Source organism: Nitrospira sp. Nam74, assembly GCF_965152615.1.
This window is the reverse complement of the sequence record NZ_OZ224220.1, coordinates 2,280,383-2,306,683: the sequence shown is the minus strand read 5'-3', so window position 1 is coordinate 2,306,683 and position 26,301 is coordinate 2,280,383. Positions and strand designations below refer to the sequence as shown.

The following is a 26,301-nucleotide window of genomic DNA, read 5'->3' as shown; positions in this document are numbered from 1 at the left end:
CCCTGATCTATCGGTCCGGTTGACGTCGACGCACCAGCACATTTTCCAAAAACAGCGCGTCAATGCCCGTCCCTAGAAAGGTTTGAATGGCCTCCCGCGGGGTGTTGACGATGGGTTGGCCCTTAATATTGAAGCTGGTGTTGAGAACCATTTCTCGCCCGGTCATCTTGCCGACGGCTCGCAAAAGCGTATGAAACTCTGCCGAATCGGTCGCGGTCACCGTCTGGACTCGCGCTGAGCCGTTAATGTGTGTCACCGCAGGCAACTCACTCCGAAATTGTTTACGAACATCGGCAGTCATGATCATATAGGGGAATTCCGTCATAGGCGGTACTTCAAACCACTCATGCACTTGTTCCACCGAGACCACTGGCGCGAAGGGACGAAAAGCCTCACGCATTTTGACCATGGCATTGATACGATCCCGCATCTGAGGGTGTCCGGGATCAGCGAGAATACTCCGGTGGCCCAAGGCCCGAGGACCGAACTCCATACGCCCGCGATACCAGGCGACTACATTCGCGTCGGCGATGAGCCTTGATGCCATTGCGCAAGCCTCCTCCAAGGAACTAAAGGACAGACACTCAATGCGATCGCGGAACTCTTCACAGGCCAGGTCGATGGTGCGGTGCGAATAAGACGGCCCGAGAAACGGCACAGGGAATCGCTCATTCCGAATCAATCCCTTCTGCGAGCCCCGATACAACGCCGCTCCCAACGCGGCGCCATCATCGCCTGCAGCAGGCTGGACATAAATTTCATCGAAGAGTCCTGACCGCATAAGCATTCCATTCGCGGTGCAATTGAGCGCCACACCTCCGGCTAACGCCAGCCGTCGGGAGCCGGTCTTGGCCCCAAACGTTCCACACAGATGGAGCATGGCTTTATCGAGACATGCTTGAAGCGCCGCGGCCACATCACGATGTTCGTCCCTGATGTCGGAATCAGGCGAGCGTTCCTGAACAAGGTGCTCGTTCAGAAAGTCTCTCGTCGCACGATACACTTCACGGTCTTCTCTGGTTCGATTCATCCTTAAGATCGGGATGTGCCAGCAGCCGTCATCCCGGAGCTTCACCGCAGCATCAAAAAACGGCCGGAATCGCTCTGCATCGCCATACGGTGCCAGTCCCATAATCTTGTATTCATCCGCATTAAAATCAAATCCCAGATGAAAGGTCACAAGCGAATAGAGAATTCCGATGGAGTCATGCGCGGACATATGGTGAAGAGCGTCCAGATGTCCTTGGTGGCCGCGATACACAGACGCGCTGTGCACCTCCCCCATTCCATCAATAACAATGACAAGACAGTCATCCCAACCCGACGTATAATAGGCGCTGGCAGCATGTGAGAGATGGTGCGATACGGAATGGACGCGCTCCACTGGATAACCGTGCAATTTGTGCGCAACACGGTTCAGCAAGGCATCCCTGGACAATACCTCTTCGAACGAGCGCGATGAGAAAGAATCGAGCGAATAAGCCCGGCGGTACGGAGTATAGTCAAACCCGTGCGCAATCTCATCAATGTCTTCGAGCGAGAGTCCCGCTTCAGAGAAGCAATACCGGATAGCTTCAATCGGAAACGCACCGGTGTGTTTGTTACGTGTGAACCGCTCTTCGGCAGCCGCAGCCACAACCTTTCCCTCGACGACCAATGCAGCGGCGGAGTCATAACCTTGGCACATCCGGTACTCGCGCTCGGTGAGCCCGGGATAAGCTTCCCGCTTGAACGACTCGCTATTGTCCAACCCACTGATGCCTAAAATGTTCATAGGACCGCCGTCCTCACCTTGTTGTGTTGCCCGGCCAACTCGTGCAATGCCGGCCGATCCACTTTACCGCTCCCATTGCACGGGAATGGCTCCAGCTCTAGCCAACCGATGGCCCTCAAAGCCCGCGAAGTAGACGACAACGACGACAGATTCCTGCAGAAATGGCGCGGCATTTAAAGCCGCTCAATCTCACCGACTTCGATTCGATAGCCGCGAAATACATAAAATGATCGATATTGGCATGGTAATAACAACGCCATTCGCCGTGCCGGTCCATCCCATGTGAAGAAAAATGGGCCGGATCATTGACGCATTTCAAGACTGCGGCGGGAAGCCGGAAGGTCCACCGCGGGCACGGGGATGAATACCCGAGCATCGGGGTGCCGCATCCTGTCTGATCCTTTCAACAAATCGACTGCTCGGAATGTACTCTAAGCTCCGCCGTGACGGCATTCAGTAATGGGGCGATCGGTCCTCCTGTGACGGCGATGTCGCTGTCCGTGCGACGCGCGATTGTCGCCGAGCTGGGGTCCAAGTGGATCCTGCCATTGCCTCAGGATGCTAATGAACGAGCGTTCCTCTAGCAGACACCGGGTCTAGTGGCACGAGATGCCGATCAAGAAGAAACTCAAACATTGTTTCTGCGGCCAGGCGATGACCGTTTTCATTCCAATGCCCGCCTCGATTCAAGCCGAAGCCATGCAGATATGTGCCGGTCTTGCGGTGATACTCGCGAAATGTCGGCATGAGATCGAGAAACTCAATCTGCTCCCGCGTTGAAAACTGTTCAAGGATGCGATTCGGCTGGTCGAAATCGAAGGGAAGCTTGTACATTTTCATCAATTGCTCTGATCTTTCTGGATGAACCTGTTCAGCACTGCAGATACCCATCAGTAGAAACCGGGCGCCACGTTCCTCTACGGCTGTCCTGAATCGTGCAACCAGGCCGGTGGTAATATCAAACGCTTCCTTCCACGCCGGCGTAAGGTCGGAACGATACATATTCAAGTAGGAGTACGGACCTAGCTCTCCATCTGTATTGGCCGCCTCGTCGACGTCTGATGTGAAGGTCCAGTGACCTTCCTTCCATTGTCTGTACAGCAACGAGAGTCTGTCGGCAATAAAGCTGGCCAGGTACGAATGTTCCTTGACCCTCTGAACTCGGCGTTTGAGACTGTCTTGATAGTCATTAAAGACGCTGCGATCTAGAACCAGGTTCTTGTGCTCGTCAAATGCGAAATAGAACTGAACCTTCTCCCTATTGAGGAATTTGGAATTGTTCAGTATATCGTTGCCGATGGTAAGCGCCACAATCACCAGATCCGGTGAGTAGGTAGTACCAAAGTCCAGATATCTCATATACTCGTTTGCGGTGCCGAACCCCGACTCACCTAACGCGAGAACCTCAAATCGCATGGACTCGGAGACCGCATTGAGCTTTTTCTCTAACAAAGCACTGAAGGTATCCTCAAGCGAGACCTGTAAGGCTTCAACGTACGAATCGCCCAGGACAAGGATCCGAAAAGAATTGGGCGGCTTATCGTAGGTCCGCTCATAGTCACGATATCCATGGGAATTGTAATATCCCTCCGAAAATCCTTCCTTCGTGTGACGATAATAAGCGCCTGGTATTTGCGTCCACACCTTGTCGGGGATCCATCGTATGGTTGCCTTTGTATTGATTTTGCTCACGGCCAATAGCAGTTCCAATAGGACCCCTACAAGAACTAACGTAGCAAGCAAGAGAACGAGATTGGGGACATTGATGGCGGTGCGTCTTACAAGCGCGTGTTTATCGCGGTTCGCTGACTCGTAGTCCGGCATTGCTCGCACTCAAATCTCGAGCTTGGCGGACGGACCCGTTTACAATGCAGCGGAATATGTTAGGGATAGATTGTCGCGGCGACTTCACCGGTGGCGTCGCTCGCTCGGTCTCGGCTGACACGGCCCCAATGCCCATGTGATCTGAACTACCGCCAAAGTGTCCCTGGTCAGAAGCTCAAGCGGTGGATTTCAGTATGTGTCTATTCGGTCCGGATCGAGGCCCCGCATGCTTGTGATGAGTGAACCGCTCTTTGGCAGCCGCAGCCACGACTCTTCCGTCGACGACCAATGCGGCGGCGTCATAACCCCTGGCATATTTGGTACTCGCGTTCGGTCAGTCCGGGATACGCACGTTGTTTGAACAACTGACTATGGTTCAATCCACCGATGCCTAGAATGTCATGAAACCATCGCCTTCATCGTTTTGTGGTTGACTGAGGAGAGTTCAAAATTGCGACCGATCGATGGCATTTCGTTTATTCGAGTAGATCAAAAGTCTTCCCTGCACCGTAGGAAATTTCTACTTTGACTCTGTTGGCTCATAAACTTTATGACTTCATGTGGTGCCGCCCTTTCATAAGGTCAGCCGCCAAGCACCAGCTCATACCACGGTTGGCGTTATAGTTACGGATATGTCGAGCAGGGTTCGTTCCCTCTCAGTACGGCGCAGGTCACTATTTTGATTGGTTAGGAGCTTGTGAGCCAGGTCGATCAGCCAAAGTGAGTTTGGCTACAAATATCCACTGGAACGCAAACAAGCGCGGCAGCAGCCGAACCATGGCCCATTGCAGGCCATGCCCGAACCTTAGGAACAATCCTGACAAGTGAAGCTGCTCCAATGGCACCCCCGTCGCTGCAACTCGCTGCACCTTCAATCTCGCTTGGTTCAGCATATCCATTGCTGTTGTAAGCGTGAAAAAATGCAGGTGTGTTTTATCGAGAGGCCCGCGTTCCATCTTAGGAAATAGACCAAACAGCAGCATTAGGCGTACTACGATGTAAGCGACGTTGGGCAATGAAATGATAAAAATTGCATCGTTCGTCGCGGCCCCTCTCAGCCTACCAAGAACCTCAACGGGGTTCACTGTATGTTCGAGTACATCGGCGCATACCACTAAACGGTACGTGTTTGCAGGCAGGCAGACTGATTCTATCGTGCCAGTATAGACGTTGTCATAAAACGGTCTCGCCGCGTCCGCCCATGTTTCATTCGGCTCGACGGCATCTATTTTTAAGCCGTTGACCTTTACCAACTGCCCTAGCATTCCTTGAGCTGAGCCAACATCGAGGATCGGCTCGCGCGCCAGCTCACGGACAATGTTGGCAATCTGTTGGTGACTCGAATGTTGATCGGTTTTAAGATAGTAATGGATCATTGCAGAGGCTTATCAACCTCGGCTGATGGTCTGTTCACAGACTGGACAAAGATCAGGCTTATTGAAGACGGGGAAAGCTTTCAGCCTGTAGAGCAAACTTCAGCTTGAATACCTGAAAATCAGGGTTCGAGAAAACCTTCTGACACTGGGCTTGGCATTTTTCTATAAACTGCCGTTCCCATTTAATGTCCTCGGCCCCCACAGGATTTCCGGCCCAGGCTGTGGCACTTACAACAAGATAACGAGCATCGACGTCACGAAAGTAATTCCAGGCTGTTTCATCCGATGATCCGTTATGTGAAGGCATTGGATAGATAGTGGTTTGTCGCCCCGTTAGTAGTGCCAATGCACGTGGCTTACGAAAAATGAGAACATCGCTTGGTTGGGAATTTGCTGTTAGATGCCGAAATAATTCCTTGGATTGCTCTTTTTCAATCCCCTCCTGGATTGGTCCATAGTCGAGGGTTGCGTACTTAAGGGAGTAAGAAAAGACAATAACCGCCGCAACTACGATAGGCGCATATTGCCAGCCGCCACCGTTTATTGCCGTCCTCAATTCTCTTGCTCCGAGACAGGCATAGAAGAAGTAGAGAGGAACAATAGGGTAGAGATATCTGTCCGCAGAGAAGGGAAATGGGGTAAGCACCACTAGATAGATGAGGAGAAAGATCTCTTGGATGGTGAGACCATCCTTTATTCTTTTTCGTAAACCTAGAGTCGCGATAAAACTCACCACCAGAAATACTGTGACCTTGCCTAGCTTGCTGTGTCCGTTATCCCAGTATGCAGACAGAGCTTTTAGATACGTAACGATATTCCCCAAAAGGAGATTCACAATATCCCTCGTCTTAATCTCCTTCCAAAAGCTGAGGTATGCCCCGCCTGCATCTGATAGAAGCATCGCCTGGAAAGTGACCAGACTAGCCACTACAAGAAGCACCGTTAACGCAAAGCCGGAAAGTTTTTTGAATCTTATCAGCTCATAGAGGATAAGAGCGGCAGGGACGACGATGCCAATAGCCCGCGTCCCGTAGGCGAGATACATGCAGACGCCTATCAGAACGGCATAGGGGCTCCCGAGTGAAGACCTGCCTTTCCCGGTATTATCATAATGGTGCTGTAGGCAATATAGCGTCACCCAGACAAAGAAGAGGAACGGGAAGTCAGATAAAATTTCATCCTTAAAATCCCAAAAAAGCGGATTGAGGCCCAACAAAAGTACCAGACCCGCTGCATATGACCATGGAAGTTGAGCGCAGTAATTCCAATATAGGACCCAGAGAGCGGCAAAGAAAAAAATACCTACGACAATTTTCATGACAGTGACATCAAACCCGAACCACTTATATATAGGAGCCAGTACTATGGGTAGGATTGGAGGATAAGATTTTGGACCAATATCAGCATATAAAGGGTTATGAATATATGCAGTTTGAGCATACCCGTTTCCTTCGGCTATATTCTTGGCATGCAACACGTAAAGAGCAAAGTCATCTCCCCAATTATGCCCAGGCCGTATTGTAGATATATAAAACAGCGCGATAATTGTGATAAGGACAAGAGGAACTATCCAGGCATAATAGTGGCTTTGTGAGACTTGCGAGGTGTCCTGTGAGGAAGCGATGCTTGGCCTCATTTCCCTACCACTGTCGGCATATCTAGGATCTTGGCTCGCGACATGGGACGATGGATATATTGCCGGCAATACGGCTAAGAATCAGGATGAAATCAGCGTGTTCATCTTCCGTTGTGCGCTGAAGAGTTCGCGTAGGCGCGGTCGATCCACTTTACCACTAGCATTCCGAGGTAGTTTATCCATGCAATGCCACAGGGATGGCCACATATAAGAGGGCAAGCGTTTGCCCAATTCTTTTTTTACCTCGCTGGCAGAGACCACAGCTTCTCCGGCGGGCACGTAGGCGCATGCGATAACCGCCCCTTCAAATCCTCCCGATTCGACCATAATGACGGCCGAGTCTTGGAGGGATGCCATTGCACTCAGGGCGGTTTCGATTTCTCCGAGTTCAATTCGATAGCCACGAACCTTGACCTGCGTATCGGATCGGCCATGAAAATAGACAAGTTCGTCTTCGCCGACTCTCGCTAAATCACCGGTCTTATACACCCGGCCGACGCCATCGCCGAGGCTTGGATCGCGCAAGAATGCCGCCGCTGTTTTTTCCGGCTCTTGCCAGTAGCCCGGACTCAGCCCTACGCCGCGAATATACAGACCTCCTACCACTCCGCGCGGAACTGGTCTTAAACCCTCATCCAGCACCAACAATTCTTCACCTGGGCATGCGGTACCAATCGGGATCGGTGCTTTGTCGTCGTCAGGGCATGTGGGGACGGTGTAATAACTGCTGGCAATGGTCGCTTCGGTGGGCCCGTAGAGATTGGTGAATGCCACATGAGGAAGGCGTTTCATCCAATAGACGAGTCCGGAGGTGGGGAAGACCTCGCCGCACCATAAAATCCGCTTTACGCATGGAAAGTCATCCGGCTTAACCACATCGAATTTGGCCATGTAATTCAGCACGGACGGCACTGAGAACCATTGTGTCAATTTGGACGTGCGGATGAACTCCGCCAAAGCATGGGGCAGGAGATTCAGCTCATGCGGCACGAGGTGCAGTGCCGCTCCCGCAGATAGCGTTCCGAAGAGATCGAAGACGGACAAATCGAAATGGAGTGGGGGATGAGCCGAGATTCTGTCCGAGGAAGTGAAGCCAAAATAACCCGTGGCCCATTGAATGAAGTGCATGACGTTAGCATGGGTAATCACGACTCCCTTCGGCGTTCCCGTCGATCCTGATGTGAATAAAATGTAGGCTGGATCGTCCGGCCCGTTTCCATAGTTCAGGGCACGGTCCGAAACGCGCGCACAATCGGCCTGAGTAAACGCGGGCCTCCATGTCGTGCCTGTGACACGCTGGGCGCCCACGCATCCCATGATCGGAGTACCGGAGGGCGGTTGCTTTTCCGCCATCATGGCATCCAGGAGTCCGCCCACAGGACCCGAGGCAAGGATCACTCGGCTTTCGGCACGGACCATGGTTGTCGCTACCCTTGCGGGAGGACTCATAGGATCTAACGGCACATAGATGCAGTCCGCCTTAAGAACCGCGAGAATCGCGACGATGGCGGGTATTGATTTCGGCATCAGAAGGCACACTCGATCTCCTCGCTGACAGCCGATTTCCTTCAGCGTTCGTGCCAACTGATTGCTGGCGCGCTCCAGCTCGTCATAGGTCATCACCTGCGTCCCATCGACAATAGCAGTCGCTTCGGGACGGGCGTGGGCTCGGACAGTGACGGCCTGCTGGATCAAAGATCTGTTCATGACACCTGCCTCGCAGCCTGCCTAAAGACCGCCATGCTGTGATCTAATTCTTCCCGGCTGAAGGGAATATCTAGGATGAACGATTTGAATCCCACCTTAATATAGCGAGCGAGTTCCTGTGATACTTCCTCATAGCTGCCGACCAGGTACGGACAAAATGTCTTGTAATTTTCGAAAGGCACCAACCAGTAGGGATGTGGGTGTGTTTTTGCTTCCCCCGCAAGCTGTGACAATTGCTTGTGCCATACTGAATCCGAGACATTCATAGCCACCTGGTGCGTAATCTGACCCTTCCGGCTGACGGGGAACCGTTCATGGGCGATGTGCCAGGCATCATCGGCGTTGTCCCGCGCAATAATACCGATCCGGATGCCGGCATTGAATTCTTCGTCAAGGGGGACGGTCTCATCCCGAGAGGATTTTGGATATTTGATTGCCGTGGCGCCGATCAACCGACACGCTTCCAGCCCCGCGTCTGATGATCCGGACATAAAGACGCAGGGGAACAATTCATCCGGCATTGGCGGCGCCAATTTCAAATTCGTAACGGTATAAAACCGACCTTCGTAGGTGACCGTTTTTCCGGCCAACAATTCTTTAATGATGATCGTATATTCACGCAAGCGTTCATATCGCTGGTCGTGAGGCGTCGAATCGTTCAACGCAATCAAATCATTTTTGAATCCACCCGCAATCATATTGAGGTAAATGCGCCGTCCATAAAGGAGGCCATAGGAGCTGACCAACGTGGCAACGGTGTAGGGATGCATATAGATGGGTTGGATGGCAACGAGCGGACAAAGGGCTTTGGTATGCTCCAGACTGATCTGCGCGACGAGCCAGGGATCCACCAGGCGGTTGTCGGAATAAATCAGCATGCCTTTGCATCCGAATTCTTCGCTCCATTGCGACACATCTATGATGCTCTGTCTATAGTCTTCCTTTTTGACATCAGCCGACTGTGGGCACGTTGAGAAGACTTCAATGCTTTCCGCAGGTAATTCTTCTTGCATGATGACCTCGTATCACAAGTGGCAGAATGGCCTTTTTTGCATGGAAGGATTTCCCCCAACCCAATCGTGATTGTCTTACGGTGCGCGCGTATGTAAGGCGGCGCCGATCTCGCGCACGGCTCGTATGGAATTGAGGGCGACCTTCTTGAATGGGGCGTGGATCGTCCATCCGTCCACACACGCTCTCCATTCTCCGTTCGGCAACTCATGCGGGTCGACATGATGCATACCGCAGGCATTCCATCCATTGCCACTCGACTTGAGAATGGCCATGTCTGCCGCGGGCCGCTCTTTGTAATTCTGACGAGTTAAGGTCACGACCTCAGAGGCGTGGACTTGCAGTCCATAATGGGGGTAGCAGTTCTGGCTATAACGGAGGATACGATCAGGCAACACGATCACGCGGCCCGCTGGACGGGCCTGACGCCGGTCCCCTGACACAATAGGACTACAGGGATGTTCTTTCCACGTCCCCAGGAGTTCCTCGGCATAGTACAAGCGCAACGTCTCCGACCGATTCGTGGCTGTGAACATCCACCAGGTGTCCCGGTACCGAAAGATGGATGAATCCGTGCATGCCATTCCCTTGATGAGCGAGCCGACACAGGACCATTGCGTCGGGAAATCACTCGCCTTGTAGAGGAGTACGGAATGCGAACGGCTGCACTCCGGTAACATGTAATACTCACCTTGCCATTCAAAGACATACGGATAGGACAGATGAAACGGCTCAGTCAGCACAATCTGCTGATATCGCCAGTGGAGACCGTCCTCACTGGTAGCTACGCCAATCTCGCCCTTCCCGCAGAACTGCAACACTTCAAAGAACATGTACCATCCATCATGGCCCTGCACCATGAACGGGTCCGCCACACAATCGGCACGGCGGTCAGATACATCGGCAGCCGTCAGGACCGGATTGACGCTCCCTGGACAGGATGTCAGCAGTGTCGGCGATGGCCCGGAGTACATACCAATGGACCAGACATGACTGAGTCGACGAACCAAATAATTGATTACTCCGTGGCTCATCAGTATTCCTACAGTGGGCGGCCTATGACTCTGCCCAATATGGTTCGACGTGCGAGTGCCATGGTACGTTGTGACGCTGATTCTGAAATCATCGGTGTTTGGCGATTCAACGAGACTAATGAACAGTCTGACAAGAGTCGCCGATGTACTATCTCTGGAGTGGCGAACTTCTTTGAAGTGCCCGCCTTACTGTCTGGCAGGAAGAATACTTTTGGCGCCCAGAAACGCCGGGACCAAGCGGCGGCAGGGAGATGAATTCTTAAGAGGCCCTCACATGCGGCATGCTAGTCCTTAGTCCAGTTGAAATTCGGCCCGCCAATCCGTGTCTTCCGTCAATGGACGCTGTGCCTGTCGCGTAAGCACGCAGTTTCCCAGCACTAAGGCGTCCATCTCGGTTCTCATAAAGCACCGGTACGCATCTTCCGGAGTACATACAATCGGCTCCCCGCGCACATTGAACGAGGTGTTCACCAGCACGCCATATCCCGTCTTGGCCTCGAACGCTTGCAAGAGCGAATAAAACCGGGTATTGGTTTCTCGCGACACTGTCTGGATCCGCGCCGAATAATCCAAGTGTGTGACTGCCGGGATATCCGAGCGTGGACGATTCAACCGATCGATGCCGAAGAGATTCGCGTCGTCTTCGCCGGCAGAAAGCCTCCTCGCGGTGCGGACCGGTGCGACCAGGAGCATGTAGGGCGATGCTTCCTCAAGTTCAAAATACTCACCGACGCGTTCTTCCAGTACAGCCGGAGCGAAGGGGCGGAAAGATTCACGATACTTGATCTTCAAATTCATGACGGCCTGCATCTTGGGGGACCGCGCATCTCCCAAGATCGATCGATTGCCGAGAGCCCGTGGGCCGAACTCCATCCGACCTTGGAACCATCCCACGACCGCCTCTTGTGCTAAGAGTTCCGCCACCTTGTCATACAGATCTTTCTCGACAAATCGTTCGTAGGGATACCCCAACTTCGTTAAGAGCGCCTCGATCTCGTCGTCCTCGTATGATGGCCCAAGATAACTTCCATTCATGCCGTCGAACTGATGAGGGGGTATGATACCGACACGCTGCCGTCCTTCATGCACGTAGTAGGCCGCTAATGCAGCGCCGAGGGCCCCGCCCGCGTCTCCTGCAGCAGGTTGAATCCAGAGCCTCTCGAAAGTACCCTCTCGAAGGAGACGCCCATTAGCCACGCAGTTCAACGCGACACCTCCAGCCAGACAGAGATTGCGCATCCCCGTTTGTTTCCGAACATGCTTTGCCATCCGGAGGACAACGAGTTCGGTCACGTCTTGAATTGAGCGGGCCAAATCCATCTGCCGCTGCGCCAGTTTCGACTCCGGTTCGCGTGGCTCTCCGCCAAAAAGACGATGAAACCGATCATTCGTCATACGCAAGCCGGTGCAATAGTCGAAGTAGTCGAGGTTTAATCGAAACGACCCATCTTCTTTCAGATCAATGAGGTGCGTCAGAATCAAATCGACATACTTTGGCTCGCCATAGGGCGCCAGTCCCATGACCTTGTACTCACCGGAGTTCACCTTAAAGCCTGTGTAATAGGTAAAGGCCGAATAGAGCAGGCCAAGAGAGTGCGGGAATGTAATATCAGCCTGAAGAGTCAGCGAGGATCCTTGCCCGATACCGAAACTGGTCGTAGCCCATTCGCCGACGCCGTCCATGGTCAGAACGGCAGCGTCCTGGAACGGCGACGGATAGAAGGCTGACGCGGCATGCGAAAAATGATGCTCGGGAAAAAGAAATGCCTTCGACCATGGTCGGCAACTTTGTGCGTCCGCCACTCGATTGAATTCATCTCGAAGCATCTTTTCTAAGAACAGCTTCTCTTTAAGCCATATCGGCATCGCGGAGATGAATGAGCGCCATCCGCGAGGCGCAAAGGAGAGATACGTCTCCAAAAGGCGCTCAAACTTCAATAGCGGTTTATCGTAGAACGCAATGCTGTCGATCTGTGACAGCGTTAGCCCGGCATGCTGCAGGCAATACCTTATGGCATGTTTTGGAAAACCTGCGTCATGTTTCCGTCGGGTAAAGCGCTCCTCTTGGGCCGCTGCCACGATTCGCCCGTCAACGACGAGAGCCGCGGCCGCATCATGATACAGTGCTGAAATTCCCAGTACATTCATAGTGACCTACCTAAAACAGTGTGTAAATAAACGGCGCGACAGCGGACCCTTCGGTTAACACCACCAAGGTGCCGAAGAGAACCAGCACCATAATAATCGGCAAAAGCCAAAACTTCTTTCGCTCTCGCATAAATTTCCACAATTCCATCACAAACGTATTCATCGTCCACTCCGCCGGTAAAATGGTTATGGCAGTGATGCAATCATGCGGTCGTCCGACCCCTAGAACTGACGCTCCATACGCTGAGGGACAAACTCTTCGGGCGACCGCGGATGCCAATAGGAGTCGACAGCGGCTGACAATCGGTCCGCAATAGGCTGCTTTCTAAACAGCCGCATGACAAGCGCGACAGGCGTGATGATTCCAAGAAACAGCACAGTCAGGATAATTCGTCCATTCACGAACCCGAGTACGTGGCCGAGTTTCATCCATACACCTCGGACAGGCGCCAGAATTCGCGGCCACGTAAAGGCCGCCAAGAGCAAGACAAGGCCGAGAGCGCCCAGCCACCAGGTAATAATGCCGGTCGAGATGTACCGGATAACTCCCACAAGAAAGAACCCCGCGGCCATCACTATTCCAAACCGTCGATTCTCATCGCTCATACATTCCTCCTGGCGTCGGCATCCTTCTTTTCCCTATGCAGGTCAACGTGCTGCGCTGACAATGGACCCCTTCTCCGGCTTCCCCTCTTCTTTGATGAGCTCATACGCCCATCCCTTTTCGCGCCTGATGAGGCATGAGTTGGCCTCCTCGACGAGGAATTTGACATTGCTATACATCGCGTTCCGATAATCCCGTACCTCTCCTTTTTCGAACGCAGCAATGACTTGCTGGACGCCTTGCTGTAACGTCCATTCCGGTCTAAAGTTCAGCATTTTTTTGATCTTCGTGAAGTCGACCCGATAATTTCTGAAATCGGTATCGGCTCCCATATCTACCACTTCCGCTTGTGGAACAAACGAATGAATAATCTTCGCGGCATCACCCAATTGGTAATTCTGTTCGTTTGATCCTACATTGAACACTTGGCTGTGAATGAGGTCTGTGGGACTTTCTACTGCCTTCAGTAGGGCGAGCGCTGCATCGTTGACATGCAAGAAGGGTCGCCATTGCCCTCCACCGAAGACGGTGATTTTGCCTTCTTTCACCGCTTTCGCCGTAAGGAGATTAATCACAAGATCGAATCGCGTGCGGCCGGACAGCCCATACACCGTGCCGAATCTTAGAATGACAGGAGAAAACTGATCATCTGCCATTTGCATCAGCACCTTCTCCGATCCCAGCTTGCTCCGCGCATAGAGAGAGAGGGGATGAAGGTGCGATCTTTCGTCCAAAATCTCGTCACTTGCCCCGTACACGGAACAGGTGCTCGCAAAACAGAACCGCCTGATCCCGCTTCCCTTCGCCACCTCGGCAATCATCCGTACGGCCATAAGATTCACTTCGACCGTCAACTCCTGATCCAGCGAACAGGCCGGATCTCCCACGATGGCGCCCAAATGAATGACCTCATCCATACCGCTCATCGCTTGGACGATTTTATCGACGTGACGAAAATCAGCCTGGATGATTTGCAAGTTGGGATGCCCAATGACATTAACGATGGGCTCCTTCCCAAACAGAAACAGATCGAGGAGACGGACATGGTGACCACGATCGAGCAGCTTGGGCAGGAGTGCCGACCCAATGTAACCTGCCCCGCCGATCACCAGAATCCGCTTGCCCGTTGCCCCTTTCGTCGTCGGCCGAGGCCGATCCTGGGGCATGCCGGTTCCGTCCATCATTCGCCACAACATCGACCAGAGCCGCGAGACAATCAGCAGGCCTGCAGTCATCACCCAACCGATGAAAAAGACGCTACGTGGAAGTGCAATGGCCCCTTGCGTCAGCAAGGCGACAAATCCAAACATCAAGTAACTCAAGCTTACGGCTTGCGCGACGACGAGCGCTTTATACTGACCCTGATAGAACCGTCCGCGGGTATAAAATCCGCTGACGTAGAAGACGGCAATGGAAATGAGGGTCAGAAGCCAGAAACTGTCGAGAAATTGCCCGACATACTCAATAAGAACATCATGGGGTGACAGGGTTCCTTCTACCCAGAGGACAATGAAGTATCGCGTCAGCATCGCGATGGCGAGCGCGATGTTGACCATAACGACATCGGCGGCGATCCGCATGCCCATGTCGAGAGAAGCACGAATTTTTCCGGTCAACATGTGTTTCCTCCTGTTTCTAAGAATCACTCTTGAAATTGGCAGAGGAGTGAAGAATCGTCGGCAAAGAAACGCGATGAGCCGATTGCTAAAATCTCTTGCTAAGCGCCGTACCGATCAAAGCAGTACCGCGAGGTTCGAAGGAGACTATGTAATCCGGTGGGACACGAGCCCCGGGCAGGAGCCGTTCACGCACTCGCCGGTATCGAGAGCAAATTCATAGTGGTGGCCCAAGCAGCGCAGGATACGGCCTGGAAGGACCTCGCCACTCTCCAAGAGATCATGCCCACCATGCGGGCATTGGCGCTGAATCTGATACGTGCAGCCTTCGGCATGGATCGTAATGTGCTCATTGCTGTTCGCGGATGTCTCGAATCGTTCCACCGCCTCCAGCGATTCAGGATGGGCAAACTTCAGCAGCCCCAGCAAATGATCGTTATATAGGTCGGGATGCCGCCATGCCTGGAACCGCAACGATAAGAAAAAGTCCTCCCAAGGTACGGTTCCCGCAAGCAGCGGAGGCAACCAACGGGACTCAAAACGGTATCGATACGCACAGTCATCATCAGTTTGGAAGACCCCTTCAGACCCTGGACGGAAATCGACCGCCCAGTGACCTCCGCCGTATCCAGTAATATCGAATCCGACACGCATGCCGATTTTTCGGTTAAAATAAAGGCTCATTTTTAGAAGACGCTCGAAGTAGTCGCGGAAGGGCTCCCACTGGGAGGCAGCCGGCTCCGGATGTCGGGCGCGCACCGCTTCGATATAGGGGCGTCGGCGCTCCGCGTACGCGGCAAGATAGATTTCTCTATCCTCCAGCGAGAAGTCGTTCCAGACAGGATCCGCATCCTTGGTCCGACTCTTAAGATCCCATCCGTCTCCCGGCATCAACAACACCGCATTGGTGATCCGTTGTGTGGCCAGCCACTCGCAGACTTGTCGCTGGTCCGGAAAGATCCCGGATTGCATCTCATTGTTATGCCGAACGATTTCTGGATCAAGAAAGCAGGGTGGACCGGCAAAGGGAAATACCGTCACCGGTTCCAGGGTTTTCACCACACGCGCCACATACGCCAGCTTGGCGAGGCGCTTGCTCCGGGACAGTTCTTCGCGTCGGACATCCGCATAGTCGTAGCACATCGGATACCACGAGGCGCCGGCTCCTTGGAGGCACAACAAATCAACTCGACCCCCGACAGAAGTTCGAATCTCTCTCAGTCGTACAGAGGAAAGCCGCGCATCATTCATATTCAGGAGGGTATACCCGCCGGCTTGCATGACGACGGCGGCATCGTGGTTCACCGGTGATTCCTCGGGAACGAAAAAGACCTCCACTCCCCCGGCGAGATTGCCCCGCTCCCAGAAGCCCAGCTCGAGAATAGTCCGCGAACCGGCCGAGAGGATCTTCCGCTTCAAAACTGGTGAAGGGTAACGAGGGATGATCACCGGCACATCCGAGGGCACTCGTGCCAGAAACCAAGGATCCACATGATCCAGATGCTCATGTGAGATCACGATGGCGTTCGGCTTGAACAAGGAAGGAGTTACGAGATGGGCATTATCAGGATATTGGAACCAAGACGCCTGAAACGCGCCCTCGGGTGAGAACCATGGATCCAACAAGATCGTGGCTCTGGTTGTCTCCAGTTTCAATCCCGCATGACCCAAATGAATAACGTTCACCGATGTTCTCCTCTGGTCTCGTAGGGTACGGCCTGACCCTCTTTCTCCACCCACCGATTGTTTCGTACCATTAGGACAAGCATGGTCTTCAGGATCAACCTGAGATCGAAGAGCAATGAGGCTCGGTGAAGATAATCTTTCCCCAATTGAAGCTTCTCCGGCAACAGATGTTGTGCGTACTCCTCTTCAGGATTCTCAAATTTAGCGAGGAACTCCTGCTCATCGGGACGTTTCAAAGAGGCGAGATCCGTAAGTCCCGGCCGCATCGTCAGAATGGCTTCATACTGTGGCCGAAACATGTCGACATAGTGGCGAACCTCCGGCCGGAGCGGGCCGACAAGACTCATATCGCCTTTCAGCACATTGAAAAGCTGCGGCAGTTCGTCGATTTTCGTCTTCCGTAGGATGGCTCCGATCGGGGTAATCCGCGGGTCGGTGGTCGCCGTCACGGTCCCGCCTTTCATCGGAGCATCCTCCACCATCGTGCGAAACTTATAAATCCAGAAGGGACGGAATCCCATTCCAATCCGCTCCTGCCGAAAGAAGACGCGCCCGGGGGAGCCGATTTTGATCAGCACCGAGACGATGGCGAACAGAGGGGCCAACACCAGCAGGCCTCCAAATGCGCCACAAATGTCTAGTGCCCGTTTCACGCGCTCTTACCTGTCTCGATGGCGGCCTGATAATTCTTCACGTCAAACGATGCCCGCCCCACTTGCCGTAAGAGTTCGTCGTACACCTCAAGGGTTTGACGCGCGACCTGCTCAACTGAGAACTCATTCATCACGATGTCGCGACCGCGTTTTCCCATCCTTTTACGGAGTCGCGCATCTGTTAGCAGATCCGTAATGGCTCGCGCGAGCGCCACCGCGTCTTTGGGAGGAACCAGAAAGCCGTTCTCACCATCTCTGACGATTTCGCGGCAACCGGCATTGGCGCAGGCCACGACCGCGCGTGCGCAGGCGCAAGCTTCAAGCAAGATCTTCGGCAGCCCTTCAGTGTAACTAGGCAACACAACAACCTGGGCGCCCGACAGGATTTCCGGGATATCTTCGCGATGGCCCCACCACTCAATGATCCCTTCCTTCTCATAGGAAAGGAGTTGGTTCTCGGAAAGGCTATCCGGGTTGTCGGGGTCGGTTTTCCCCACGAGCACGAACCGCGCCGGGATACGGCGTTGCTTTAAAAGACGGGCGGCGTCGGCAAATTCCTTGATCCCTTTATGCCAGAGCATCCGCCCGCCATAAACAACCATCGGAACACCAGGGCGTTCTTCGGAAGGCGTGTATTTGGTCAGATCGACGCCGGCACCGCGAATGAGGACGACCCGCTCTCTTCGTACGACCTTCTCTCTTACCATCCGCTCGAAATCCTCACGGTTCTGAAAGATCACTTTCGAGTTTGAAAGAGCCAAAGCCGACCGCAGACCTGTCCGCAATCCTGCTCGCAGAACCCTCGCCTGCCATCCCTCGGCGATGAACCCATACCCCAGACCCGCCACGGCATTGACGACAGCGGGCACGCCAGCCAGCCGCGCCGCCCACGAGCCATAGAGAACCGGTTTCATGGCGACGTGATGAACGATATCCGGTTTGAGTCGCCGATAGAGTTGGGCCAATTTGAGTACGCCATACAATTCACCGACTGGCTGTCTGCCACGTCGAAGGAACGGGATCGGCACCAACGTAAACCCTTCTTCTTTAAGCGGCTTCTCATAGTCGCGGATGCGTGTCACGACGTGCACGTCCAGCCCGGCATCCCGGGCGGCGCGAGCGACATGAAGCCGGTGCGACCATAGATAGAAGTCTTCGGTGATGAGCAAAACGAGACGGGGCTTGGCATTGTGCATCGTAACCTTCACCAGTCTCCGGCGATTATGGAGCTGCAGGGCTTCGGATCAGCCCACATCGCCCTTCATCCTCATGAGGCGAGTAAGGCTTCAACACGCCGGCAAATCATGTCGATCTCTTCCTGCGGCATGTGACAGTACAATGGCAACGCCAGGCCGGCTCGACTGGTGGATTGTGTCTGCGACAGGCGAGCGCTGACCTTCATTGGAAATTGTTTGAAGATGGCCTGCTCATGAAGCGGGGGATAGAAATATCGCTTCGTCTGGATGCCCGCCTGCTTTAGCGATTCGTATACATCATCCCGGCTCGCCTTGGCCTTGTCGGTAATAAAAAGGACAAAATAATTGCCGCTGGTCGTCCGATCATCCGGATACTCCTGCACCCAACATCCCGGCAACGCACCGAGCCGTTCGCGGTACACACCGATCCGTGTCATCCGTGCCTTCACCAGTTCATGGATGGACCGCAGCGAGTGCAGCCCGACGGCAGCATGCAGTTCGCTCATGCGGGCGGACAATCCCAGATACACCATTTCCTCGCCCTTGACCGGATCCTTGCCGTAGTCTCGCATCGCGCGAATGCGGCCGGCGAGAGAGGCATCATTAGTCGTGAAGAGACCGCCTTCAATCGCAGTCACAACCTTACTCGGGCTGAGCGAGAACACTTCACACGTCCCCCATGACCCGAGCGGTTGCCCGTGATAGGTCGCTCCGAGTCCTTGCGCACTGTCGAAATAGACCGGCACGCCGGCGCGGCGGCCGACTTCGAGCAACGCATCGATATCGGGAGGCAAACCATAGACCGCCACCGCACAAATTGCCGACGTTCGCGGTGACAGATTTCTCTCGACATCTTCCGGATCCAACGAGCATGTCCCGGGCAGGCATTCACAGAACACCGGCACGAGACCGTTCCAAAGAAGCGCTTGCGCCGTCGCCGCAAAAGTGAATGAGGGCACAATGACCTCGCTACCGGCCGCCAATTCTAAGGCACGTGGAATCATCATCAAACCGGCAGTGCAGCAAGAAAGAGCGACGGCGTGTTGCGCGCCGGTTTGTCGACACGCCTCCTCTTCTAACGCCTTCACGGTCGGCCCGACCGTGACCATGCCTACGTCCCAACCGGAACGAATCTCGTCCATGATTTGTGCGATGGAAGGAAGCGTGGGGCGAATAATTGGAATAGGTGTCATATCGGTTCTCCTCTGTATGGATTCTTCGGTGCATCGCTTAGGATCGACGAGGTCATTCACGGAGAGTGCGGCGAACGGCGCTCCCCGGCGCACGCCGCAAGATTTCATGTCGTCTTGTATCTACTCAGGGGACGGGCTGGGCCGATACCGCCCCGAAAGGCTTGTCTCGCTAGAAGAAGCTTTGTGGCACGACGATGATATCTTCCGGAAGGACCGGATCATCGAGTTTGACTCGGATCGACTGTTGCTCTCCCTGTATGGTACGCAGCACCTTCGTGCGCCGCTCCGCTGCCTTATCCGTGAATCCGCCAGCCAACGTAATGGCCTTATGTATCGTCAGGCCCTTCTCATAGGGGAATCCACCGGGCGTCTTAACTTCTCCATTCACATAAATTTTTTGCGCATGAGCGACCACAACAAGATCGTCGGGCATGATCACCGCATCCAGCTCTACCGGGACTGTATCGAGCGCCGCTCCGTGCACCCGGACGACGGTCATGCCTGCCTTATCTGCCTTCTCGGTAAACCCGCCTGCCATTGTAATCGCCTTTTGTACGGTGACGCCCGGTTCATAGAGATACCGACCGGCACTTCTCACTTCTCCGCTGACATAAAAGCGCTGCCCCTCCAGCACCACAATGTTGTCATCGGGCAGAACCGGCGCCGTGGCCGTCACGAGGACCGTCGCTTCCCGGCCATTCACCATCCGTACCACTCGCATGCTTCCACGGTCAGCCTTTTCAGTCGTGCCGCCGGCGATCGCAATGGCCTTCTGAATAGTGAGGCCATCTTTGTACGGGTGGGCTCCCGGCGTCTTCACCTCTCCGCTGATATAAAACTTGTGCATCTGCGGTTCGACCACGATAATATCGTCCGGCAACACGAGCATGTCGTGCCCGCCATGGAGGGTGCTGACCTGGCCGTCCGCTAGGCGTGTCACTTTGACCGTGCCTTCCTCGGCCTTTTCCGTGGTGCCTCCGGCCATGGAAATGGCCTTGTGGAGAGTCAGGCTTTTCTCGTACACATACCGTCCCGGTGTTTTGACTTCGCCGCTGATATAGAAGCGCTGCGCCTCGGGGACAACAAGAATGTCATCGGGAAATACCGGCGCATCGAGCCTGACGGCAACGGTCTCTTCACGACCGTTCGTATGGCGAAGAATTCTGAGAAGTTCGCGCTCGGCCTTCTCCGTCAAGCCTCCCGCCATCGCAACCGCTTTGTGCACGGTCATGCCCGCCTTGTAAGGATAACTCCCCGGAGTTTTCACTTCGCCACTGGCGTAAAACTTGTGGTTCTGCAATTCCACGATAATGATGTCGTCGGGCAGCAGGAGCGTCTCCACCTCAGCTTTGATGGTCTGCGCCAGCCCATCTGTGAGCCGGGTCACCTTGATCATGCCCTGTTCGGCTTTGTCCGTGAATCCACCCGCCAGCGTAATGGCTTTTTGAAGATTCATGCCTTCTTCATAGGCATAGGTCGCGGGTCGGGCCACTTCCCCTGTCACATAGACCTTCTCGCTGGGGGCGACGACAATGGTGTCGTCGGGAAACACAGGAGTCGCAGCATCCCCTGATATGGCCTGCACACGACCATCGATGGATCGGTTGACCTTCACCCCGCGCCGATCTGCTTTCTCCGTCAATCCGCCGGCCAAAGAAAGAGCCTTTTGAACCGTCAGGCCATCCTCATACGGGTAGCCACCCGGCGTTCTGACTTCCCCGCTCACATATACATTGCGATAGCGGACGATAGAGATACTGACCTTCGGCTGCCTGAGATAGCCTTCTGCCAACCTAGCCGTGACATCATCCCGGACTTCCTTGACTGACCGGCCACCCACTTGGACTGGACCGAGCAGAGGAAAATTCATCGTGCCGTCACCGCCGACTTTCCCTTCCGTAGTCAAATCATCTTCGCCAAAGATTTGCACGCGCACGATGTCATTGGGACCGAGCCGGTACCCGGGATCGGGCAGTGCGATCGGGCCCGCTCCCTTCGCAAATGCCGGCATCAAGAGAATAGCGATGAAAAGAACCGTTAGGACTTTCATGCGGCGTTCAATGACACATGTTTGGCGAGCATCCATTGTGTCTGCACTCCTGGTCGCACGGCTCTGTCAATGGGTGATTCGCCTTGACCGAAGAAGCGATGTCAGATGCGATGGACAGTTAGAAAAAGCTCTGTGGAACGACGATAATATCTTCTGGGAGGACGGGGTCATCCAGTCTGACTCGAATCGACTGCTGCTCGCCATTAATGGTGCGCAACACCCTTGTGCGCCCTTCAGCCGCCTTATCCGTAAACCCGCCGGCCAGCGTGATCGCCTTATGCATCGTCAGCCCCTTCTCATATACGAACCCTCCCGGGGTCTTCACTTCTCCGCTGACATAGATTTTTTGTGCATGCGCCACAACGATCACATCATCGGGGCGAATGAGCGCATCAAGCTGAACGGGCAAGGTATCGAGCTTGTCCGCATTCACCCTGACCACCGTCAAACCCGTCTTATCGGCCTTCTCGGTCAATCCTCCGGCCCAGGACACAGCCTTTTGAACCGTCAGACCGTCTTCATAGGGATACGCCCCCGGTGTTTTTACTTCTCCGCTGATATAGATATTCCGATACCGGATAATCGAGACGGTGACCTTCGGTTGACGAAGATACCCATCCGCCAAGCGAGCCGTGAAATCGTCCGCCACTTCTTGAGCGGTTCTTCCCACGACCTGAAGAGACCCGACAAGTGGAAACGTCATCTTGCCGTCTCCGCCGACTTTTCCTTCCATCGTCAAGTCATCTTCGCCAAAGACTTGAACTCGGATTACATCATTTAGGCCAAGACGATACCCCGGATTGGGAACCGCCACACGATCGGCAAGGGCGCCGAGAGGCCACAAGATAAGGCCGATGAATAGATAGATGACAGTCTTGTTGCGGCGTGAGCAACGCAGCACAGCGACGAGTGACATCTCCCTATCCTCCTCTGGTTCCTGCCGGGCTCTATACCGGACGGTAATCAATGCCCTTCGACCTGAGAACTTGCACGCCGGGCATCGACAAGAGAAGAGAGTCGCGGGCGCGGTCGGATGGCCGGAGAGATCCGGTCATGGAGCCGGAGTGAAACGGACTTCTGGATTCCAGCTATTATTGATCTGAACGGCCTTCCCCATCCGATAGATCGTATCACCGACATTATCGGCAAAGATGTTCGGCCTCGGCTGATTGTTCGACTGTGAATTGTTGAAGTCGCGCCAATTGCCGTATGCAATGTTGTTGCGGATTTCATTCCCGCCTGTCTCGCCGCCCACAAAGCCGGAGAGGCGATTGCCATAGGCACGATTGTTCCGAACAATATTGCCGGTCCCCGGTCCGATCTTGACCCCTTCACCATCGCCGCCCGTCCCATAGCCATTGTTGTAGATGGTATTGCCTTCGATGACGTTGTTGCTGCTGTCCCAGACATCAATTCCGTCATCGGAATTGTGATAGACGGTATTGTTTCGTACGGTCATGCGGATGGACGGTCCGTTCAGGGCAATACCGTCCCCGGTATCCCCGCTCAGGGCGGCATTGTTGGGACGGTAATCGTAGTTATCATGCACCGTACAATTTTCAATCACCCCGTCCGCCGCTTTCCAGGCATCAATACCCGCCAAAAAATTATTATGGACATGCAGCGCGTCAAGCGTCACGTGGTCGCCGTATATATTGACCCCGCAGCCTGCGGCATTCTTGATTTCTAGGCCTTTGACCATAATGTAGCTGCCCGCAACGGTGAGGAGCGGAGGATTGCCGTCATTTCCGGGCATCAGGTCGGGATTCGGGGCTCGCCCTGACCCATCGATCGTCACTTGCTCGCCGGGATGGGCCATAAACGTGATAGGCCGTTCGGCTGTTCCACTCGTCTGCAGCACGACATATTCAGAATAGGTCCCGCCTCGGATCTCGACGACATCGCCCGGACCGGCTGCCAAGGCTGCCCGGCTTATCGTTTCAAATGCCGTGGCAGGAGAGCGCCCATCCTGATCGTTGGACCCTGTAGGAGCGACGTACAAGGTCGGAATGCCGACATCATGCGTCGGATATGCGAAGGATGGCGTGGCATGTGCCGCTCTTTCCACAGGCAAGCCATCTCGATAGCTAAGATCGGATGATGGATGAACACAGGTAACCATACTGTGTGAAAGCATCGACCACGCCAGAAGCATAAGGAGGTTTTTGTTACGCTTATACAATTGCCCTCGATGGAGTGTATGTGTCGTGCGGTTAGAAAAAGCTTTGTGGAACCACGATGATGTCCTCGGGGAGGACGGAATCTTCGAGTTTGACCTTGAAGGACTGCTCTTGGCCGTTGACCCTACGCAAGACTTTAATGCGTCCTTCAGCGGCCTTATCGGTGAAGCCTCCAGCCATCGTGACGGCTTTATGAATGGTCAACCCCTTTTCGTAAGCATACCCACCGGGCGTTTTGACTTCCCCGTTGACATATACTTTTTGAATCTGCGCGACGACGATCAGATCTTCCGGCAGGATTAGGGCGTCGAGTTCAACGGCCATCGTATGAAGCGTATTGCCGTTCACTCGAACGACCGCCATTCCGGCCTTATCCGCCTTCTCGGTAAATCCGCCGGCCATCGTAATAGCCTTTTGCACAGTGACCCCCTGTTCGTAGAGATACCGTCCGGCGGTCTTCACTTCTCCGCTCACGTAAAAGCGCCGGCCTTCCGGGACAACGATCGTATCGTCCGCTCGTACGGCCGCGTTCAGCGTTACGTTTGTACTCTCTTCGCGGCCATTGATAACTCGAACGATTCGTACGCTGTCCCGATCGGCCTTCTCCGTGGTCCCGCCCGCCATCGCGATCGCTTTTTGCACATTCAGCCCTTCTTTAAAGGGATGGCCGCCAGGGGTCTTGACTTCTCCGCTCACATAAAACTTATTGGTCTGCGGCTCCACGACAATGATGTCATCAGGCAAGACGAGCGCATCCGGTGCAGCTTGCATGGTCTTAGCCTCACCGCCTGTCAGGCGCGTCAGTTTGACGGCCGAGTTTTCCGCCTTCTCCGTCACGCCCCCGGCCATCGAAATCGCTTTATTGACGCTCAGGTTCGTTTCATACAGATATCGCCCGGGGGTTTTGACTTCCCCGCTGATATAAAAGCGCTGCCCCTCGGGAACAACGATAATATCGTCCGGCATCACCAGGCTATCCAGCTTGGCCGGCAGACTCTCCTCTTGTCCGTTGGTATGCCGCAGGATAGCCATGGCGCCGCGCTCGGCCTTGTCCGTCAGACCTCCTGCCATTGCCAACGCCTTATGAACCGTCAGGCCCTGCTTGTAGGGATATCCCCCCGGCGTTTTCACTTCTCCGCTGGTATAAAACTTATGGACCTGCGGTTCGATGACAATGACGTCTTCGGGCAGCACAAACGAATCCGGATCGCCTTGAAACGTCTTCGCTTGGCCGTCCGTCAACCGGGTCACTTTGATGGTGCCCAACTCAGCCTTTTCCGTCACACCGCCGGCCATCGAGATGGCTTTATGAATCGTCAGATCCTTCTGATAGAAATAGTGACCAGGATTTTTCACCTCGCCGCTGACATAAAACCGCTGTCCTTCCGGGACGACAATGATATCGTCCGGCAGCACAGCGCTATCCAACCTGACGGGAAAAGTGTTCTCTTGGCCGTTGGTGCGCCTCAGAACGTTGATGGTTTCGCGAGCAGCCTTCTCTGTCATTCCCCCTGCCATCGCCAACGCTTTATGCACCGACAGCCCTTGTTTGTATGGATAGCCGCCCGGGGTCTTTACCTCGCCGCTCGCATAAAACCTGTGGGTTTGCGGTTCAACGGCGATGATATCATCCGGCAAGATGGAGACATCGAGCCCCGCCTGGATCGTCTGCGCATGACCGTCGGTCAGTCGCGTCAGCTTCACCGCCCCCTCCTCCGCCTTCTCCGTCACGCCGCCGGCCAGGGAAATCGCCTTGTTGATCGTCAGGTGCGGTTCGTACCGATATCGTCCGGGCGTTTTGACTTCGCCGGTCATGTAGAACCGCTGCCCTTCCGGGACGACAATCATGTCATCCGGCAGCATGACGCTCTCCGGCGTCACGGGCACCGCCTCTTCGCCTCCATTGGCATGGCGCAATACGGTGAGATGATTCCGCTCGGCTTTCTCCGTGAACCCTCCGGCAAGCGTGATGGCTTTCTGAAGACTAATCCCGGCCTCATACAGATAACTGCCTGGGCGTACGACCTCGCCTGTTACATAGACTTTCTCGCTCGGCGCCACGATGACCGTGTCATCTGGTCGCACAGACTGTGAAAGTTCAAGGGGCAGCGTCAGAGCGTGCCCGTTTGTCACCCGATTCACCTTGACGGCGCGCCTCTCCGCTTTGTCCGTGAACCCACCGGCAAGGGAAATCGCTTTTTCAATGGTCAAGCCATCCTCATAGGGGTATCCTCCAGGCGTCTTCACCTCACCACTCACGTAGAAGTTCCGATAGCGGACAATATAGATCGTGACTTTCGGCTGCTTCAGATACCCTTCTGCGAGCCGTGCCGTCACCTCTTCACGCACCTCTTGGACCGTCCGCCCTCCCACCCGGATGGGTCCCAGGAGGGAAAAGTTCATCGTGCCGTCCCCCCCCACCTTTCCTTCTACAGTCAAATCGTCCTCGCCAAAGACTTGGACGCGAATCACATCATTAGGCCCAAGGCGATAATCTGGATTCGGAACCGACATGGCATCTGCGCCGTAGGCAGTCGGTTGCCAATTCAGCAACGTTATGAGCATGAAAAGCACAGCCATAGGAAAGCGTGTCGGCCATATGTTTCTAGACGA

The 26,301-nt window shown here is 54.3% G+C and carries 19 protein-coding genes; all 19 read right to left on the bottom strand.

The genetic code is table 11. The features are described from left to right. Positions 1–7 precede the first annotated feature (7 nt). On the bottom strand, positions 8–1,774 hold the full coding sequence (locus tag ACWHYZ_RS10830; protein WP_447987266.1) for a carbamoyltransferase family protein: 1,767 nt from the start codon (positions 1,772–1,774) through the stop codon (positions 8–10). Positions 1,775–2,335: 561 nt separating this feature from the next. Next, complete coding sequence (locus ACWHYZ_RS10825) at positions 2,336–3,598, bottom strand: hypothetical protein (protein WP_447987265.1); 1,263 nt, start codon at positions 3,596–3,598, stop codon at positions 2,336–2,338. A gap of 674 nt (positions 3,599–4,272) precedes the next feature. Continuing rightward, entirely contained in the window at positions 4,273–4,974 is a 702-nt protein-coding gene (locus ACWHYZ_RS10820; RefSeq protein WP_447987264.1) for a class I SAM-dependent methyltransferase, read from the bottom strand. Positions 4,975–5,032: 58 nt separating this feature from the next. Next, on the bottom strand, positions 5,033–6,292 hold the full coding sequence (locus ACWHYZ_RS10815) for a hypothetical protein (protein ID WP_447987263.1): 1,260 nt from the start codon (positions 6,290–6,292) through the stop codon (positions 5,033–5,035). Positions 6,293–6,691: 399 nt separating this feature from the next. Beyond that, complete coding sequence (locus tag ACWHYZ_RS10810; RefSeq protein WP_447987262.1) at positions 6,692–8,317, bottom strand: amino acid adenylation domain-containing protein; 1,626 nt, start codon at positions 8,315–8,317, stop codon at positions 6,692–6,694. Further along, complete coding sequence (locus ACWHYZ_RS10805) at positions 8,314–9,330, bottom strand: LLM class flavin-dependent oxidoreductase (RefSeq protein WP_447987261.1); 1,017 nt, start codon at positions 9,328–9,330, stop codon at positions 8,314–8,316. The genes ACWHYZ_RS10810 and ACWHYZ_RS10805 overlap by 4 nt, the downstream gene beginning before the upstream one ends. A gap of 75 nt (positions 9,331–9,405) precedes the next feature. Next, the gene (locus ACWHYZ_RS10800; protein ID WP_447987260.1) at positions 9,406–10,362 is read right to left on the bottom strand and encodes a glucosamine inositolphosphorylceramide transferase family protein; all 957 of its coding nucleotides are present in this window, start codon (positions 10,360–10,362) and stop codon (positions 9,406–9,408) included. Positions 10,363–10,653: 291 nt separating this feature from the next. Then, entirely contained in the window at positions 10,654–12,510 is a 1,857-nt protein-coding gene (locus ACWHYZ_RS10795) for a carbamoyltransferase family protein (RefSeq protein WP_447987259.1), read from the bottom strand. 10 nt (positions 12,511–12,520) lie between these two features. Beyond that, positions 12,521–12,673: a DUF5989 family protein gene (locus ACWHYZ_RS10790; RefSeq protein ID WP_447987258.1), complete on the bottom strand. Its 153-nt coding sequence runs from the start codon at positions 12,671–12,673 to the stop codon at positions 12,521–12,523. A gap of 59 nt (positions 12,674–12,732) precedes the next feature. After that, a complete protein-coding gene (locus ACWHYZ_RS10785; RefSeq protein WP_447987257.1) occupies positions 12,733–13,116 on the bottom strand; it encodes an SxtJ family membrane protein in 384 nt (127 codons plus the stop codon). 42 nt (positions 13,117–13,158) lie between these two features. Next, positions 13,159–14,733, bottom strand: a complete 1,575-nt coding sequence (locus ACWHYZ_RS10780) for an NAD-dependent epimerase/dehydratase family protein (RefSeq protein ID WP_447987256.1) — start codon at positions 14,731–14,733, stop codon at positions 13,159–13,161. 144 nt (positions 14,734–14,877) lie between these two features. Continuing rightward, positions 14,878–16,416, bottom strand: a complete 1,539-nt coding sequence (locus tag ACWHYZ_RS10775; protein ID WP_447987255.1) for a Rieske 2Fe-2S domain-containing protein — start codon at positions 16,414–16,416, stop codon at positions 14,878–14,880. Next, the gene (locus ACWHYZ_RS10770; RefSeq protein ID WP_447987254.1) at positions 16,413–17,069 is read right to left on the bottom strand and encodes a sugar transferase; all 657 of its coding nucleotides are present in this window, start codon (positions 17,067–17,069) and stop codon (positions 16,413–16,415) included. Before ACWHYZ_RS10770 ends, ACWHYZ_RS10775 begins: the two co-directional genes overlap by 4 nt. Continuing rightward, on the bottom strand, positions 17,066–18,265 hold the full coding sequence (locus ACWHYZ_RS10765) for a glycosyltransferase family 4 protein (protein ID WP_447987253.1): 1,200 nt from the start codon (positions 18,263–18,265) through the stop codon (positions 17,066–17,068). Before ACWHYZ_RS10765 ends, ACWHYZ_RS10770 begins: the two co-directional genes overlap by 4 nt. Before the next feature lie 71 nt (positions 18,266–18,336). After that, positions 18,337–19,458, bottom strand: coding sequence for a DegT/DnrJ/EryC1/StrS family aminotransferase (locus ACWHYZ_RS10760; protein WP_447987252.1), 1,122 nt, complete (start codon positions 19,456–19,458; stop codon positions 18,337–18,339). Between the two features lie 169 nt (positions 19,459–19,627). Then, entirely contained in the window at positions 19,628–21,544 is a 1,917-nt protein-coding gene (locus ACWHYZ_RS10755; protein ID WP_447987251.1) for an SLBB domain-containing protein, read from the bottom strand. Positions 21,545–21,626: 82 nt separating this feature from the next. Continuing rightward, a complete protein-coding gene (locus ACWHYZ_RS10750; RefSeq protein ID WP_447987250.1) occupies positions 21,627–22,424 on the bottom strand; it encodes an SLBB domain-containing protein in 798 nt (265 codons plus the stop codon). A 135-nt stretch (positions 22,425–22,559) separates the two neighbouring features. After that, positions 22,560–23,576 carry a right-handed parallel beta-helix repeat-containing protein gene (locus tag ACWHYZ_RS10745; protein WP_447987563.1) on the bottom strand — a complete coding sequence of 339 codons (1,017 nt, stop codon included), beginning with the start codon at positions 23,574–23,576 and terminating at the stop codon, positions 22,560–22,562. Positions 23,577–23,721: 145 nt separating this feature from the next. After that, complete coding sequence (locus tag ACWHYZ_RS10740; protein ID WP_447987249.1) at positions 23,722–26,253, bottom strand: SLBB domain-containing protein; 2,532 nt, start codon at positions 26,251–26,253, stop codon at positions 23,722–23,724. Positions 26,254–26,301: the final 48 nt, after the last annotated feature.

Coding starts and splice junctions, on each gene's coding strand:
- ACWHYZ_RS10780 (WP_447987256.1), bottom strand. CDS start 14,733: ATGTTGACCGGAAAAATTCGTGCTTCTCTCGACATGGGCATGCGGATC.
- ACWHYZ_RS10760 (WP_447987252.1), bottom strand. CDS start 19,458: ATGACACCTATTCCAATTATTCGCCCCACGCTTCCTTCCATCGCACAA.
- ACWHYZ_RS10790 (WP_447987258.1), bottom strand. CDS start 12,673: ATGAATACGTTTGTGATGGAATTGTGGAAATTTATGCGAGAGCGAAAG.
- ACWHYZ_RS10805 (WP_447987261.1), bottom strand. CDS start 9,330: ATGCAAGAAGAATTACCTGCGGAAAGCATTGAAGTCTTCTCAACGTGC.
- ACWHYZ_RS10785 (WP_447987257.1), bottom strand. CDS start 13,116: ATGAGCGATGAGAATCGACGGTTTGGAATAGTGATGGCCGCGGGGTTC.
- ACWHYZ_RS10740 (WP_447987249.1), bottom strand. CDS start 26,253: ATGCTCATAACGTTGCTGAATTGGCAACCGACTGCCTACGGCGCAGAT.
- ACWHYZ_RS10795 (WP_447987259.1), bottom strand. CDS start 12,510: ATGAATGTACTGGGAATTTCAGCACTGTATCATGATGCGGCCGCGGCT.
- ACWHYZ_RS10800 (WP_447987260.1), bottom strand. CDS start 10,362: ATGAGCCACGGAGTAATCAATTATTTGGTTCGTCGACTCAGTCATGTC.
- ACWHYZ_RS10755 (WP_447987251.1), bottom strand. CDS start 21,544: ATGGATGCTCGCCAAACATGTGTCATTGAACGCCGCATGAAAGTCCTA.
- ACWHYZ_RS10820 (WP_447987264.1), bottom strand. CDS start 4,974: ATGATCCATTACTATCTTAAAACCGATCAACATTCGAGTCACCAACAG.
- ACWHYZ_RS10825 (WP_447987265.1), bottom strand. CDS start 3,598: ATGCCGGACTACGAGTCAGCGAACCGCGATAAACACGCGCTTGTAAGA.
- ACWHYZ_RS10815 (WP_447987263.1), bottom strand. CDS start 6,292: ATGAAAATTGTCGTAGGTATTTTTTTCTTTGCCGCTCTCTGGGTCCTA.
- ACWHYZ_RS10830 (WP_447987266.1), bottom strand. CDS start 1,774: ATGAACATTTTAGGCATCAGTGGGTTGGACAATAGCGAGTCGTTCAAG.
- ACWHYZ_RS10765 (WP_447987253.1), bottom strand. CDS start 18,265: ATGCACAATGCCAAGCCCCGTCTCGTTTTGCTCATCACCGAAGACTTC.
- ACWHYZ_RS10810 (WP_447987262.1), bottom strand. CDS start 8,317: ATGAACAGATCTTTGATCCAGCAGGCCGTCACTGTCCGAGCCCACGCC.
- ACWHYZ_RS10750 (WP_447987250.1), bottom strand. CDS start 22,424: ATGTCACTCGTCGCTGTGCTGCGTTGCTCACGCCGCAACAAGACTGTC.